Below are 14,778 nucleotides of genomic sequence, written 5' to 3' on the forward strand. Positions count from 1 at the left end.
ATTGTGCGCGGTCCCGCCTGGTAGCGACATGCCTCTGCAATCGTCCGTGCGTGCGTCGAAGAAACCCCTCCGTCTTGACGACGAGGTTCGTTTTCTCCGTTCATGGATCGAGAAGCCGCTGCATATGGGCGCGGTGATGCCGTCCGGGCGGTTGCTCGCACGTACCATGGCGCAATATGTCGATCGCGAAGCCGAAGGACCGGTTGTCGAACTCGGACCCGGCACCGGTGCGATCACCAATGCGCTGATCGAGCACGGCGTCGATCAAAAGCGTCTCGTCCTGGTTGAATACAATCCCGGCTTCTGTGCGTTGCTGCGCGAACGCTATCCGCAGGCCAAGGTGGTCCAGGGCGACGCCTACAGGCTTCGCGATACGCTGTGGGACGTCCTGAAGTCTCCGGCGTCGGCCGTGGTCTCCGGCCTGCCGCTGGTCACCAAGCCGATGCTGACCCGCCTGAAGCTGGTCCGCGACGCCTTCCTGGCACTCGCGCCCGGCGCGCCGTTCGTCCAGTTCACCTATTCGGTGGCGCCTCCAATTCCAAAGTCATTGCCCGGCGTGTCCACAGAAGCGTCCGAGCGGATCTGGATGAACCTTCCGCCCGCGCGGGTCTGGGTGTATCGCAAGGGCTGACGCGTATTCCGCAAAAGTGGGTACCGGTTTTGCGCATGGAATACGCGCAGAACATTGGCTAAGAGCATTTTCAGAGAAAATGGTCGCCCTGCGTTGTCGCGTCGGGCGCGTGCCCTAACTGCGATTTCGAAATGTCCGCGCTGAAAATCCTCGTGATCCCCGGATCGCTTCGATCAGGCTCGCTCAACGCGAAGCTGGCCGCCGTGCTGGCGCAGGAGCTCGCGCAGTCAGGGGCCGACGTCACCCGTATCTCGCTCGGTGATTTTCCGCTGCCGATCTATGACGGCGATTTGCAGGCCAAATCGGGCGTGCCGCAGCACGCCGTCAATCTGAAGCGGATGATCGGCGCCCATCATGGCGTGCTGATCGTGACGCCGGAATACAATTCCTCGGTGCCGGCTCTGGTGAAGAACACGATCGACTGGGTGAGCCGCGTGCAGGACCCGCACGAGACTCGCGGGCAAGTGTTCCACGGTCGTGCCTTCGCGATCGCGGCGGCATCCGGCAACCGGCTCGGCGGCACGCGTGCGCTGGCGGCGCTACGCCTGATCCTGACGGCGTGCTACGCCGCCGTGATCCCGAACCAGCTCGCGCTGTCATTCGCCGAGCAGGCCTATGACGACATGGATCGTCTGAAGCATCAGGCCGACATCGACGCGATGCGGGCGCTGGTGCGGCAGCTGATCGACCATTCCCAACGCATGATGTGAGGTGACATGCAGCCAGCCAAGATCGCTCCAAGAGACCGGTTGATTGTGGCGCTCGACTTGCCGTCGGTCGCCAGCGCCGAGGCGATGATCGACAGGCTCGGCGACAGCGTCACCTTCTACAAGATCGGCTATCAGCTCGGTTACGCCGGCGGCCTCGAGCTGGCGAAGCAGCTTGCAGGCAGCGGCAAGAAGGTCTTCCTCGATCTCAAGCTGCACGACATCGGCAACACGGTGGCGCGCGGGGTCGAAAGCGTCGCCGCTCTCGGCGCGACCTTTCTCACCGTGCATGCCTACCCGCAGACCATGAAGGCGGCGGTCGAGGCGCGTGCCGGATCCGGCCTGAAGATTCTCGCGGTGACGGTGCTGACCTCCTACGATGACGCCGACCTGCACGCGGCGGGCTATCGCCTCAACGTCTCCGATCTCGTCGAGGCGCGCGCCAGGCAGGCGCAGGCGCTCGGTGTCGACGGCCTCGTCAGCTCGCCCGAGGAAGCCGCCGCCTTGCGCAAGATCGTCGGCGATCGGATGAATCTGGTGACGCCGGGCATCCGCCCCGCAGGTTCGGCGACCGGCGACCAGAAGCGCATCATGACGCCGGCCCGCGCCATTGCCGCTGGCGCCGACTATCTGGTGGTCGGACGTCCGGTGATGGAAGCCGCCGATCCGAAGGCCGCGGCCGAAGCCATTCATGCCGAGATCGCCCAGGCGCTCGCCTGAGCCAACAACGAGGGAGAAGAGAGATGGCGAAGGGATACTGGATCGGACGCGTCGACGTTCACAATGACGACGGCTACAAGCCCTACGCGGTTGCCAACCTCGCGATCTTCAAGAAGTTCGGCGGCCGCTACGTGGTGCGCGGCGGCAAGTTCAACGGCGTCGAGGGCCAGAGCCGCTCGCGCAACGTCGTGATCGAATTCCCTGACTACGAGACCGCGATGGCCTGCTACAACTCGCCGGAATACCAAGCCAACATCAAGGTCCGGCAGCCGCATTCGATTGCCGAGCTGATCATCATCGAGGGCTATGACGGCCCGCAGCCCTGATCGCGCTGGCGCCGGGTTCAGCTGCCCGTAACATGCTGCGATCACCCTCGCTTGGGTCGGATCCGGTGCCGGAAAACCGGTTTCCACTTTGCCGGATCATGCTTTATACGGCGGTGAGAGGTGAGCCATGGCTGACATGCGTCTGATTGTTGCGGGAGCCGGCGGCCGGATGGGCCGCACGCTGACGCGGGTGATTTCCGAAACCCCGGGGGCGGTGCTGGTCGGCGCACTGGAAGCGCCGGGCTCGGAACTGCTCGGCAAGGATGCCGGCGTGCTCGCCGGCCTTCCCGCCAACGACGTCAGGCTGTCGGCCGATCTGTGGTCGATGTCGGCGGCGGCCGACGGCATCCTGGATTTCACGGTGCCGGCCGCGACCATCGCCAATGTCGCGATCGCGGCCGAGCGCGGCCTTGTTCACGTCATCGGCACCACCGGCCTGTCGCAATCCGACGATGCGGTGATCCGCAGCGTCACCAATCGCGCCATCGTAGTGAAGTCGGGCAATATGAGCCTCGGCGTCAATCTGCTCGCCGCGCTGGTCAAGCGCGTCGCGCAATCACTCGACGAGAGCTTCGATATCGAAATTCTCGAGATGCACCACAAGTCCAAGATCGATGCGCCGTCGGGCACCGCCTTGATGCTCGGCGAAGCCGCTGCTGCGGGACGCAAGATCGCGCTGGAGCAGCATTCGGCGCGCGGCCGCGACGGCCTGACCGGCGCACGGCGCGCCGGCGATATCGGCTTTGCCTCGCTGCGCGGCGGCACCGCGGCCGGCGATCACAGCGTGATCTTTGCCGGCCCCTCGGAGCGCATCACGCTTTCGCATCATGCCGAGGACCGCGCGCTGTTCGCGCAGGGTGCGTTGAAGGCGGCGCTGTGGGCACACGGCAAGAAGCCCGGCATGTATTCGATGACCGACGTTCTCGGGTTGAACGACTGAGCTCGGGCGACGAAATCAAATCCAGCCAAGCGAAAACGGAATCTGAAATGAGTGATCGTCTTCTTGTGCTCGTTCGTCATGGTCAGAGCGAATGGAATCTGAAGAACCTGTTCACCGGGTGGAAGGACCCCGATCTCACCGAGCAGGGCATCGCCGAAGCCAAGGACGCCGGCCGCAAGCTGAAGGCGCAGGGCCTGTCGTTCGACGTCGCCTTCACGTCCGATCTGACGCGAGCGCAGCACACGCTGAAGCTGATGCTGGCCGAGATCGGCCAGACCGGATTGCCGACCACGAAGAATCTGGCGCTCAATGAGCGCGACTACGGCGATCTCTCGGGCCTCAACAAGGACGATGCCCGCAAGAAGTGGGGCGAGGACCAGGTCCTGGTCTGGCGCCGCTCCTACGACGTGCCGCCGCCCGGCGGCGAAAGCCTGAAGGATACGCTGGCGCGCACGCTGCCCTATTACGTGCAGGAGATTCTGCCCGGCGTACTGCGCGGTCAGCGCACGCTGGTCGCCGCCCACGGCAATTCGCTGCGCGCGCTGATCATGGTGCTGGAGAAGCTTTCGCCGGAACAGATCCTCAAGCGCGAACTCGCGACCGGTGCGCCGGTAGTCTATCGGCTCAACGCCGACTCCACCGTTGCCTCCAAGGTCGATCTCGCGGGGTAGGCGAGGCGATCGGCCTGTTCGACCCGTCATCCTGAGGAGCGCGTAGCGCGTCTCGAAGGATGCACGGCCCCGCTGTGGCCGTCGACCCTTCGAGGCTCGCTTGCGCGAGCACCTCAGGGTGACGGTGCAGCGGCGCGTTCGCCTTAGTGCAATCCCACCTGGCCGGCTTCCCAGCCCAGCATCGCCTGCTTGCGGGTGATGCCCCAGTGATAGCCGGTCAGCGCGCCGCTCTTGCCGAGTGCGCGATGGCAGGGCACCACGAACGACACCGGATTGCGGCCGACCGCGGCGCCAACGGCGCGCGAGGCCTTCGGGCTGTTGATCTTGCTGGCGATGTCGGAATAGCTCACCGCGCGGCCCATCGGGACCTTGAGCAGGGTTTCCCACACCCGCACCTCGAAGTCGGTGCCGATCAAGACGACGCGCAGCGGCTGGTCCGCTCGCCACAACCGTGTATCGAACACGCGCTGGGCGAGTGCGGTGGTGCCGTCGGTGTCTTCGACAAAGGTCGCGTTCGGCCAGCGCCGCTTCATGTCGGCGAACGCGGTCTGCTCGTCGCCGGGGTCGGCGAAGGCAAGCCCCGCGAGCCCGCGGTCCGTTGCGATCACGATCGCAGTGCCGAACGGCGAGGGGTGGAAGCCGAAGCGCAGCGTCATGCCGCCGCCGCCGGTCTTCCATTCGCCAGGCGACATCGCCTCATGCGTGACGAACAGATCGTGCAGCCGTCCCGGTCCCGAGAGACCTGAGTCGAGTGCGGCGTCGAGCACGCTGGCGGAATCGCGCAGCAGGTTCTTGGCGTGGTCCAGGGTCAACGCCTGCATGAAGGCCTTCGGCGTCAACCCGGCCCAGCGGCGGAACAGATGGTGCAGTTCATCCGGCGTGACGGCGGCGGCATCGGCCATCGCTTCGATGGTCGGCTGCGTCCTCCAGTGCTCCGAGATGAACGCGATGGCGCGCCGTACCGAGTCGTAGTCGCGCAGGGCGGCGCTCTGAAGGCCCGGCTTGGCTAGGCGCTGGTCGTGTATGGCGAGTGTCATCATGGTGTCTGATTTAGGAGCCATGGCGCGTCCAAACCACCCGATTTCCGACAAGCTTGATGCGGAAAAGTGGGGACCGGTTTTCCGACAAGATCATGCTCAAAAACAAACTCGATCAAGCGATGGGATTGTAAGTCGGGCCGCGTTTCGCGGTGTTCAGGGCCGCAGTCAAGGCCTTGGAAAAACTTGCCTTTTCGTCCGGACTCAAGAAGCTGCCGACGCTGACCCGGCGGCCGCGCGACACGAGATAAAGCCGCTCGATGCCGAATTCCTCATGCGAGATCTGCTCGAACCGCACCCAGAGCGGGTTGAGCACCCATTCCGCCACATGGCCGCGGTGACTGATCCGGCGCACCCGCAGTTCCGACGGCGTGACGGTGATCTCTTCGCTCGCCTTGGCGGTGCGGAAATTGACCTTGAACGCCCAGTAGATCACTAGCACGTCGAGGCCGAAGAAGCCGAAGATCGGCCAGGCGCCGAGCCACCAGAACACTGCGCCGGCGATGAAGCTGACCACGGTGACGAACGACATCAGCACGATGAAGCCGGTGCGGTTCAGCGAGCGGTGCGGCGTCAGCAGCGCCGAGAACAGTTTTGGCTCCGCCTCGGGCGCATCGGCGTCGAGGTCATCGGCCCTGGGGTCTTCGCCCGGATCAAAGTCGTTGCCTGCGGTCATAACGTGTCAGTATATCCCGTTCATGGCCAAAATCATCCGCTCTCAACGCGCCGGCACCTCAAGCGTTCGGTCCGCGCCGAAGAAGAAAGCCGCGAAAGCGGCAAAGCCGCTGCCCAAAGGCGCGGCAAAGAAGCCGGCGACCAAGGCCGTCAAGAAGGTTGCAAAGCCAAAACCATGGACGGCGGCGGAGGTCTACGAGGCCTTCGACCGGTTCCGCAAAGCCAATCCCGAGCCGAAGGGCGAGCTCGAGCATCTCAACCCCTACACGCTGCTGGTTGCGGTGGTGTTGTCGGCACAGGCAACCGATGCCGGCGTCAACAAGGCGACGCGGGCGCTGTTTGCGGTCGCCGACACGCCGGAGAAGATGCTCGAGCTCGGCGAAGAAAAAGTGCGCGACTACATCAAGACCATCGGGCTCTATCGCAACAAGGCCAGGAACGTCGTCGCGCTCTCCGAGAAGCTGATCGCCGAATTCGGCGGCGAAGTACCGCGCACCCGCGCCGAAATCGAATCATTGCCCGGCGCCGGCCGCAAGACCGCGAATGTCGTGCTCAACATGGCGTTCGGCGAACACACCATGGCGGTCGACACCCATGTGTTTCGGGTCGGCAACCGCAGCGGTCTCGCGCCCGGCAAGACGCCGCTCGAGGTCGAGCTGGGATTGGAAAAGGTGATCCCGGCGGAGTTCATGCTGCACGCCCATCACTGGCTGATCCTGCATGGCCGCTATACCTGCCTCGCGCGCGGTCCGCGTTGCGGCGTATGTCTGATCAATGATCTTTGCCGTTGGCCGGAGAAGACCGTCTGAGCCATGATCGTCATGTGCTAAGTGACGCGCCCGGCGTTCGGCACGTGTGATTGAGGGGAGTGTGGTGTGGCAGAGCAGGTTCAAGACGGTCCGTCACAAGTCGGCCCGACCGCGCCCGCACCAGTGGCAACACCAGCCAAGCCGCAGCCTGCGGGGAACGGCTTCGGAAGCCGTTTCGCCATCCCGCTGTTTGCGGTGCTGGCTGCGCTTGTGTTCGTCGCGGTGGCGACCACGCATTGGGACGCCTGGGTCGGTAGTGCCACGATCCAGACCACCAATGATGCCTATGTGCGCGCCGAGTTGACCCAGCTCAGCAGCCGCGTGTCTGGCGAAGTGCTGACGGTCGCCGTCTCCGATTTCCAGCGCGTCAAGGCCGGCGATCTCCTGGTGCAGATCGATCCTGCCGATTACCAGGCGCAGGTCGCGCAGGCCGAGGCGGGTGTGGTCGGTGCGCAGGCCGCGCTCGATAACCTCAACAACCAGGTCGAGCTGCAATATGCGACCATCGCGCAGGCCGAGGCCTCGCGGCTATCAGCGGAGGCGCAGCAGACCCTGGCGCGCCAGGAGGAAGAGCGTCAGCAGTCGCTGTCGCAAACCGACGCCGGCACGCGGCAGCGGCTCGAGCAGGCCACCGCGGCCAGTGCCAAGGCGGAAGCCGATGTGCGCGCCAGCCGCGCGGTGATCGCCGCGCAACGCCATCAGCTCGAGGTCCTGCAAGGTACCAAGAAGCAGCGTGCCGCCGACCTCGACGCCGCCAAGGCGCTGCTGGCATCGGCCAAGCTCAAGCTTGGATACACCAGGATCGCCGCGCCGTTCGACGGCGTCACCGGCGAGCGTCAGGTGCAGCCGGGCGACTACGTCAATATCGGCGCCAATCTGATCAATGTCGTGCCGCTGCCGAACGTCTATGTGATCGCCAACTACAAGGAAACCCAGCTGACCAACGTCAAGCCAGGTCAGCCGGTCGAGGTCACCGTCGATACATTCCCCGGCCAGACGCTGCGCGGCGTCGTGGAGCGCATCGCGCCGGCGAGCGGCTCGCAATTCGCGCTGCTGCCGCCCGACAACGCCACCGGCAATTTCACCAAGGTGGTGCAGCGCATCCCGGTGCGTATCCAGTTCGGCAAGGGCCAGCCGTTGCTCGAGCGCCTGCTGCCGGGCATGTCGGTCGTCACGCGGATCAACACCGGCGAGGCGGTCGCCAATGGCGGAAAGTGACGAGCGCGAGCGCGGCCCAGTCTCGCGCGGCGACGTCGCGCGCTATCCGCTGTTTGCCGTCGTCGCCGTGCTGCTCGGCGCGTTCCTGGCGAATTTCGACAGCCGCCTGACCTCGGTCGGCCTGCCCGACCTGCGCGGCGCGTTCTCGCTCACCTTCGATGAGGGCGCCTGGCTCTCGACCGCTGCGATCGGTTCGCAGATCTTCATCGCGCCCGCGGTGGCCTGGCTCGCCACCGCGTTCGGCCTGCGGCGCGTGCTCGGCATTCCGAGCCTGGTCTATGCCCTGGTCTCGCTGACCATCCCGTTCGTGCACGACTACACGACGCTGATCGCGCTCAGCATCGCCCACGGCATGCTGCTCGGCACCTTCGTGCCGGCGACGCTGATGATCATCCTGCGCAACCTGCCGATCCGCTGGTGGGTGCCGGCGATCGCGATGTACTCAATCCGCGTCGGCTTCGCGCTGGATTCGTCGAGTTCGCTGGTCGGATTCTATGTCGAGCACCTCGGCTGGCAGTGGCTGTATTGGCAGGGCGTGGTGATCGCGCCGCTGATGGGGCTGATGGTGTATCTCGGCACCCCGAACGAGCCGGTCAATCGCGACCTGCTGCATCATGCCGATTGGGGCGGCATGCTGCTGCTCGGCGCCGGCCTGGGGATGGTCTATGCCGGGCTCGATCAGGGCAACCGGCTGGACTGGCTGTCCTCGGGCACCGTGATGGCGCTCCTGATCGGGGGCGGGCTCCTGGTCATCGCCTTCATGATCAACGAGACGGTCGCGCGCCGGCCCTGGGCGCATTTCAACGTGCTGTTCTCGCGCAATATCGGGCTCTCGCTGATCGTCATCCTGCTGTACACGCTGACCAGCCTGTCGAATTCGTCGCTGGTGCCGAATTTCCTCGGCACCGTCGGCGCGCTGCGGCCGGAGCAGTCGGGCGTGCTGCTGTTCACCTACGGCGCGCTGCCGATGTTCGTGCTGGTGCCGATCTCGATTGTCCTGTTGCGTCATCTCGATCCGCGCATCGTCGTGGTGCTCGGGTTCTCGGCATTCGCGGCGGCCAATCTCTGGGGCACGCAGCTGAGCCATGTCTGGGCACGCGAGGACTTCGTCGGCATCGTCCTGCTCACGTCGGTCGGGCAGGCGTTCACGCTGCTGCCGATCATCATCATGGCGCTGTCCAATTCCGATCCGTCGCGGGCGACCGCGTTCGCGGCCTATATCCAGATCATGCGGCTCGGCGGCGCCGAGATCGGCATCGCCCTGATGGGGACCTGGCTGCGCGTCCGCGAGCAGATCCATTCGAATTATCTCGGCCAGCACGTCCAGAGCGGCGACGTCGACGTCGTGAACCTGCTGAAGCGGTTGGCCGGTGAATTCTCCGGCTACGGCATCGGGGCGGCCACGGGACGTGCCATCGGCACGCTCGCGGCGCTGGTGCAGCGCGAGGCCAACACGCTCGCCTACATTGACGGCTTCTGGCTGTGCTTCTGGATCGCGATCCTGGCGCTGTTCCTGGTCGCGCTGATCACGCGTGCGCCGCAGGGTCCGCTGTCGCCGGTGCCGCTTGGCTTCGTGAAGAACGTGCTGCGCAAGCCAGACACCGCCGCGTCCTGATTTGCGAACGGCGCGGCGCGGATATCGCCGGCGGCTTGCCGTTGCCGGGGTCAATTTATAGTGAATGCGGCGCCCCAGCTATCTCGTAGGCGTCTGAAATATTTTGCACGTCGCGTGGTTCCACATGCGGGGGAACTGGAGCCACGATGATCGAGATCAATCAGACGGCCGCGCTTGTTTCCATGGCGACGGCGGTTCCACCGCATCTATTCCATCAGGGACAAGTCCTGCAGGCCGCGCGCGACCTTCTCGCCGACCGCTATCCGGAGTTCGAGACGCTCTCCAGTCTGTTCGCTAACACCGGCATCCAGCATCGCTACGGCGTGAAGCCGATCGAATGGTATCTGGAACGGCGCGGCTGGCCGGAGCGGACGCAGGCGTTCCTGGAAGGCGCGGAGGTGCTGTTCGTCGATGTCGCCCGCAAGGCGTTGACCCGTGCCGACCTGACCGGGAGCGAGATCGATATCGTGGTCACGGTGTGCTCGACGGGCATCGCCACGCCGACGTTGGAGGCGCGCGTCGCCGGCAAGCTCGGCCTGCGGACCGATGTGTCGCGCGTGCCGGTGTTCGGCCTCGGGTGCGCGGGCGGCGTGTCGGGCCTGTCGATCGCGTCGCGGCTGGCGCAGGCGCAGCCAGGCGCGAATGTGCTGCTGGTTGCGCTCGAGCTCTGCACGCTCGCGGTCCGCCACGATGAGCTCACCAAGGCGAATATCGTCGCGGCCAGCCTGTTCGGCGATGGCGCCGCAGCGATCGTGCTGCGCGCCGGCGACGGCGGTGCGACGCGGATCGAGGCGGCCGGCGAAAAGTTGTGGCCGGATACGCTCGGCATCATGGGATGGACGGTCGATCCGGAAGGATTCGGCGTCGTCTTCCAGCGCACCATTCCGGATTTCGTCCGCGACCATGTCGGACCGGCCGCTGCCGAGATCCTGGCTCGGATGGAGCTGACGGCCGATGACATCGATCGCTTCCTCTGCCACCCCGGCGGCTCCAAGGTCATCGCCGCGCTGGAGCGGGCGCTCGCGCTCGATCAGGGCACGCTCGATCACGAACGCGACGTCATCGCGGCTTGCGGCAACATGTCGGCCCCGACGGTTCTCTTCGTCCTCGAACGCGCCCGCGCCAAGGGCTTGCCGCCGCGTTCGCTGCTCACGGCGCTCGGGCCCGGCTTCACGCTCAGCTGCGTAGCGCTCAGGCACGCGGCATGAGCTTCGCTTCGGTCATCGTTGCACTGGTCACATTGCAGCGTCTCGGCGAGCTCGTGCTGGCGCGGCGCAACACGGAGCGGCTGCTGGCGCGCGGCGCGATCGAAGTCGGCGCCGGGCATTACCCGCTCATTGTGCTGGTTCACGCCGGCTGGCTCACCGCGCTGTGGATCTGGGGCCGCAACCAGGATGTCAACCGGGTCGCGCTCGCGGCCATTCTGCTGCTGCAAGGCTTGCGGCTATGGATCCTCGCTGCGCTCGGACCGCGATGGACCACGCGGATCATCGTCTTGCCGGGCGCGCCACTGGTCGCATCCGGGCCGTACCGATATTTTCCACATCCAAACTATGCCGTCGTCGTCGGTGAGATCGCGCTGCTTCCGCTCGCGCTGCATCTGCCGGTGCTGGCGCTGATTTTCACCTTGCTCAATATCGCGGTGCTCGCGATCCGAATTCGCGCCGAGAGCCGTGCTCTCTCGGTTGCGGACTGGCCGCGCGTCAGCACGCCATGAGGGACCGGGCGGAGCATCGCACCGATAGCCCATCGGCTGCGACCTGGGCAGGCTTCCTCCTGATGTGCTTCGGCATGTTCATGGCGATCCTCGACATCCAGGTCGTCGCGACGTCATTGCCGACGATCCAGCGCGCGCTTGCGATCTCGCCTTCCGCGATGAGCTGGATCCAGACCGCCTATCTGGTCGCCGAGGTGATCGCGATCCCGCTGACCGGATTGTTCACCCATGCGCTGTCGCTCCGATGGCTGTTCGCGATCGCCGTGAGCCTGTTCACCATCGCCTCGGTCGGCTGCGCCTTCAGTGGCGGCTTTGCCGTGCTGCTGGTCTTTCGCGTGCTACAGGGATTTTCCGGCGGTGTCCTGATCCCTGCGGTGTTCTCCGCCGTGTTCATGTTGTTTCCCGCGCGACTCCATCCCGTGGCGACCACGATCGGCGGCGTCGTCGCGGTGCTCGCACCGACGGTTGGACCTGTCGTCGGAGGCTGGATCACGCAGACCTGGTCGTGGCCGTGGTTGTTCCTGATCAACCTGGTTCCGGGAGCGATCGCGGCGACGGTCACGCCGTTGCTGCTTCCGAAGGAGGGCGTGAACCTCCGCGCGTTCGCGAGATTGGACGCATGGTCGCTGGTCCTGCTCGCGGCGGCGCTCGCAAGCTTGATGATTGGTTTGAAGGAAGCGCCGCAGCGCGGCTGGGTCTCGATGCCTTGCCTGAGCCTGCTGATCGGAAGCATAGCCGGGATCACGCTGCTGATCCGGCGCACGCTCCGGGCGGCGTATCCGATCGCGCGATTGACCCTGTTCAGGCGGCGTTCGTTCGCGATCGGTTGCGCCCTGAGCTTCTGCCTCGGCATCGGACTCTATGGATCGACCTATCTGATGCCGGTATTCCTCGGCTTCGTCCGCCGCCATGATGCCTTCGAGATCGGCACCATCATGCTGGTTACGGGGGTTGCGCAGCTGATCGCCGCGCCGCTGGCGGCAATCCTCGAAAGCCGCGTCGGCGCGCTTTTGTTGACTGCTACAGGCTTCGCCTTGTTCGCGCTCGGTCTCGGCTTGAGCGCTTTTCAGCCGCGCACCGCGGATTTCGGCGAGATGTTCTGGCCGCAGATCGTGCGCGGCGTCGCGATCATGTTCTGCCTGCTGCCGCCGACACGCATTGCGCTGGGCACCCTGCCCGAGGCGGAGGTTGCCGACGCCAGCGGATTGTTCAACCTGATGCGCAATCTGGGAGGCGCGATCGGGATCGCCTTGATCGATACCATCCTCTATGGGCGGAGCCCGATCCATGGCGAGGCGTTTCGTGCGCGCCTGCTCGCAGGAGATATCACCGCTGCACAGGCGATCGGGCTCGATCCGAAGCTGCTGATCGACCGTCCGCCGGGTCCGCCGGACGAAGCGACGGTGGCGTTTATCCGGCCGCTGGTCGAGCGGGCATCGCTGGCGCTTACCGTCAACGAGGCATGGGCGATGCTCGCCTGCGTGGCGATCGTCGGGCTTCTGCTGGTGTTATTCGCGCGCGATCGGATGCCCTCTCCACCGTCGGTGCCTTCAGAGCCGGTCTAGCTGCGGCCGTGCTGCTTGACGCGCTTTTCTCATCGGAGGCGATGGCCGAAATCGCCACCCGCTTCCCTCCGAACAGCCCCCCCCTCCCGCCGCCTCGGAGAGCTTGACGGCCACTAGTAAGTGATGCTACGTACCAGTAGTCATTAACGCTAAGTAGAATCAGGAGATGCTCCGTGAGCAAGCAGATGACGGAGATGCTCAAGGGCACGCTGGAGGGCATCGTCCTCGCAATCCTCTCCGTGCAGCCCGCTTACGGTTACGAGATCACGGCGCGCTTGCGGGAGCAGGGCTTCTCCGACATCGCCGAAGGCACCGTCTACGCATTGCTCGTCAGGAACGAGCAAAAGGGCTTCGTCGCCGTTGAGAAGGTCCCGTCCGAGAAGGGACCACCGCGCAAGGTGTATTCGCTCAACGCTCAGGGACGCGAATATCTCGCGGAGTTTTGGAGGACATGGAGCTTCCTCGCGGAACGTCTCGAACAGCTCCGGGAAAGAAAGGCATGAACATGTTCATCGCACGGATGATCGATGAGAAGAAGCGCTACTGGCAGTACAAGGCGCGCACGGAGCAGCTTCCCGCAAACTATCACACCGCGATCGATGCGCTGGAGCGGTACCTCATGTACTTCGGGCCGGGGAAGGGCGACGAGTTGCTGGCGATGCTGGAGGATCTTGCCGATCTCTTCGACGAGAGCGCAGCGAGCGGAACTCCCATCCGCGCGATCGTCGGAGAAGACCCAGTGGAGTTCGCCGAGGCGTTTCGTCGGAACTATCCGGTGGGCCAGTGGATCATCCGGGAGCGCGAACGGCTGACCCAAGCCATCGATCGCGTCGCGGGCAACCAGCCGTAACGAAACAGAGAGCGGCCGACGGGAGGCACGAAGCAATGAGTGACGTCAATGGTGTGGTCGAGCACGGCTGGGAGCGGGTGGCGGACACCTTCCGCGCCAACTTCAAAGAAGGCAAGGACCTGGGCGCGGCATGCTGCGTCTACGTCGATGGGCGTGCTGTGGTCGATCTGTGGGGCGGTCTGGCCGACCGCGACGGGAATCGCCCATGGGCAAAGGACACGGTCGCGCTCGTCGCGTCGACTACGAAGGGTGCGACCGCAATGTGCGCCCACCTGCTTGTCCAGCGTGGACAGCTCGATCTCGATGCTCCCGTTGCCAGATATTGGCCGGAGTTCGGCGCGGCGGGGAAGGAGAAGATGCCGGTCAGGTATTTGCTCTCTCACCAAGCCGGTCTGCCGTATGTCGACACACCGCTGACATTCGAGGAGGCGTGCGCCTGGAATCCGCTTGTTCGCGCGCTGGAAGTGCAGAAGCCGCTCTGGACGCCCGGGACGGAGCACCTCTACCACGCCATGACGTTCGGCTTCCTCGTCGGAGAGGTCGTCAGGCGTATCACGGGCAAATCCCTAGGCACATTCTTCGCCGAGGAAATCGCCCGCCCTCTCGAGCTCTCCGCATGGATCGGTCTACCCGAAGAGATCGAACCGCGGGTTGCCCGGCTCGAGGTGGCTCCCTTCCCATACGACTCCCCCGAAGACCTAGTGACTGACTTCGCCAGGCTCATGAGGTTGGACCCCGCCGTGGCGGGGACCTTGGTGAAGGATGTTTACGGACCGGGTTCGGCCTTCATGAAGGCTGGGGCAGTCGGCGGCGTCACCCAGGAGAACATGCACTCGCGGACTTATCGGGCGGCGGAGTTTCCCGCCGCGAACATGTTCGCCAACGCCCACTCCATCGCCCGCATGTACGCTGCAACGGTGAGCGACGTCGACGGCTTCCGTCTCCTCCAGCCTGATACGGTGGCGGCGATGACGGTGGTTCAGACCGGGCGCACCCGCATGCACGGCGTCCCACCGGAGTTGCTGCCCCACACGAAGAACCTGTTCAACATGTCGCTGGGCTTTTGGCGGGCTACCCCGCCTATCAGTCCGCTGCTCGGCCCAGCATCATTCGGCCATCCGGGCAGCGGAGGGTCGCTGGGGGCTGCGGACCCCGAATCCCGGGTCGGCTTCGGCTACGTTACCAATCTCTGGGCGGCCACCTTGATCGATCCGCGTGCCATCGAGCTGGCGTCCGCGATCAGAAAGTGCCTCGGCTAAAGCGCGATGAGATTGGGTTGAATCATCATCGTGTCTTG

At 65.0% G+C, this 14,778-nt stretch carries 17 protein-coding genes; 15 read left to right on the forward strand and 2 right to left on the reverse strand.

Annotated elements, in window-relative coordinates:
* The first annotated feature begins 28 nt into the window (after nucleotides 1-28).
* The 6 genes from HAP47_RS01010 to HAP47_RS01035 all read left to right on the forward strand — a co-directional run bounded on the left by HAP47_RS01010 (nucleotide 29) and on the right by HAP47_RS01035 (nucleotide 3,995).
* Nucleotides 29-631, forward strand: a complete 603-nt coding sequence (locus HAP47_RS01010; protein WP_173639816.1) for a class I SAM-dependent methyltransferase — start codon at nucleotides 29-31, stop codon at nucleotides 629-631.
* A 131-nt stretch (nucleotides 632-762) separates the two neighbouring features.
* Nucleotides 763-1,341: an NADPH-dependent FMN reductase gene (locus HAP47_RS01015; protein WP_173639815.1), complete on the forward strand. Its 579-nt coding sequence runs from the start codon at nucleotides 763-765 to the stop codon at nucleotides 1,339-1,341.
* Between the two features lie 6 nt (nucleotides 1,342-1,347).
* The gene (gene pyrF / locus HAP47_RS01020; RefSeq protein WP_173639814.1) at nucleotides 1,348-2,058 is read left to right on the forward strand and encodes an orotidine-5'-phosphate decarboxylase; all 711 of its coding nucleotides are present in this window, start codon (nucleotides 1,348-1,350) and stop codon (nucleotides 2,056-2,058) included.
* Nucleotides 2,059-2,081: 23 nt separating this feature from the next.
* Nucleotides 2,082-2,384, forward strand: a complete 303-nt coding sequence (locus HAP47_RS01025; protein WP_173639813.1) for a DUF1330 domain-containing protein — start codon at nucleotides 2,082-2,084, stop codon at nucleotides 2,382-2,384.
* A gap of 127 nt (nucleotides 2,385-2,511) precedes the next feature.
* Nucleotides 2,512-3,324 carry a 4-hydroxy-tetrahydrodipicolinate reductase gene (gene dapB, locus HAP47_RS01030; protein ID WP_173639812.1) on the forward strand — a complete coding sequence of 271 codons (813 nt, stop codon included), beginning with the start codon at nucleotides 2,512-2,514 and terminating at the stop codon, nucleotides 3,322-3,324.
* Nucleotides 3,325-3,371: 47 nt separating this feature from the next.
* Nucleotides 3,372-3,995 (forward strand): 2,3-bisphosphoglycerate-dependent phosphoglycerate mutase, encoded by a 624-nt coding sequence (locus HAP47_RS01035; protein ID WP_173639811.1) that lies wholly within the window; start codon nucleotides 3,372-3,374, stop codon nucleotides 3,993-3,995.
* 143 nt (nucleotides 3,996-4,138) lie between these two features.
* Here the strand turns inward: HAP47_RS01035 and HAP47_RS01040 are convergent, their stop codons facing one another.
* On the reverse strand, nucleotides 4,139-5,035 hold the full coding sequence (locus HAP47_RS01040; protein ID WP_097671370.1) for a methylated-DNA--[protein]-cysteine S-methyltransferase: 897 nt from the start codon (nucleotides 5,033-5,035) through the stop codon (nucleotides 4,139-4,141).
* 112 nt (nucleotides 5,036-5,147) lie between these two features.
* Complete coding sequence (locus tag HAP47_RS01045; protein WP_231168705.1) at nucleotides 5,148-5,708, reverse strand: DUF2244 domain-containing protein; 561 nt, start codon at nucleotides 5,706-5,708, stop codon at nucleotides 5,148-5,150.
* A 22-nt stretch (nucleotides 5,709-5,730) separates the two neighbouring features.
* Between HAP47_RS01045 and nth the strand changes: the two genes are divergently transcribed.
* The 9 genes from nth to HAP47_RS01090 all read left to right on the forward strand — a co-directional run bounded on the left by nth (nucleotide 5,731) and on the right by HAP47_RS01090 (nucleotide 14,740).
* Nucleotides 5,731-6,516 (forward strand): endonuclease III, encoded by a 786-nt coding sequence (nth, locus tag HAP47_RS01050; protein WP_173639810.1) that lies wholly within the window; start codon nucleotides 5,731-5,733, stop codon nucleotides 6,514-6,516.
* Between the two features lie 66 nt (nucleotides 6,517-6,582).
* Nucleotides 6,583-7,734, forward strand: a complete 1,152-nt coding sequence (locus HAP47_RS01055; protein WP_371821725.1) for an HlyD family secretion protein — start codon at nucleotides 6,583-6,585, stop codon at nucleotides 7,732-7,734.
* Nucleotides 7,721-9,349, forward strand: coding sequence for an MFS transporter (locus tag HAP47_RS01060; protein ID WP_173639809.1), 1,629 nt, complete (start codon nucleotides 7,721-7,723; stop codon nucleotides 9,347-9,349). Before HAP47_RS01055 ends, HAP47_RS01060 begins: the two co-directional genes overlap by 14 nt.
* A gap of 155 nt (nucleotides 9,350-9,504) precedes the next feature.
* Nucleotides 9,505-10,557 (forward strand): type III polyketide synthase, encoded by a 1,053-nt coding sequence (locus HAP47_RS01065; protein WP_173640720.1) that lies wholly within the window; start codon nucleotides 9,505-9,507, stop codon nucleotides 10,555-10,557.
* A complete protein-coding gene (locus HAP47_RS01070; RefSeq protein ID WP_173639808.1) occupies nucleotides 10,554-11,066 on the forward strand; it encodes an isoprenylcysteine carboxyl methyltransferase family protein in 513 nt (170 codons plus the stop codon). Before HAP47_RS01065 ends, HAP47_RS01070 begins: the two co-directional genes overlap by 4 nt.
* A complete protein-coding gene (locus HAP47_RS01075; protein WP_210285282.1) occupies nucleotides 11,063-12,631 on the forward strand; it encodes a DHA2 family efflux MFS transporter permease subunit in 1,569 nt (522 codons plus the stop codon). Before HAP47_RS01070 ends, HAP47_RS01075 begins: the two co-directional genes overlap by 4 nt.
* Nucleotides 12,632-12,804: 173 nt before the next feature.
* Nucleotides 12,805-13,134, forward strand: coding sequence for a PadR family transcriptional regulator (locus HAP47_RS01080; RefSeq protein WP_173639807.1), 330 nt, complete (start codon nucleotides 12,805-12,807; stop codon nucleotides 13,132-13,134).
* Nucleotides 13,131-13,481 (forward strand): DUF1048 domain-containing protein, encoded by a 351-nt coding sequence (locus HAP47_RS01085; RefSeq protein ID WP_173639806.1) that lies wholly within the window; start codon nucleotides 13,131-13,133, stop codon nucleotides 13,479-13,481. The genes HAP47_RS01080 and HAP47_RS01085 overlap by 4 nt, the downstream gene beginning before the upstream one ends.
* Nucleotides 13,482-13,516: 35 nt before the next feature.
* On the forward strand, nucleotides 13,517-14,740 hold the full coding sequence (locus HAP47_RS01090) for a serine hydrolase domain-containing protein (protein WP_173639805.1): 1,224 nt from the start codon (nucleotides 13,517-13,519) through the stop codon (nucleotides 14,738-14,740).
* Nucleotides 14,741-14,778: the final 38 nt, after the last annotated feature.

The sequence above is a fragment of the Bradyrhizobium sp. 41S5 genome (assembly GCF_011516665.3).
Lineage (GTDB): Bacteria > Pseudomonadota > Alphaproteobacteria > Rhizobiales > Xanthobacteraceae > Bradyrhizobium > Bradyrhizobium quebecense.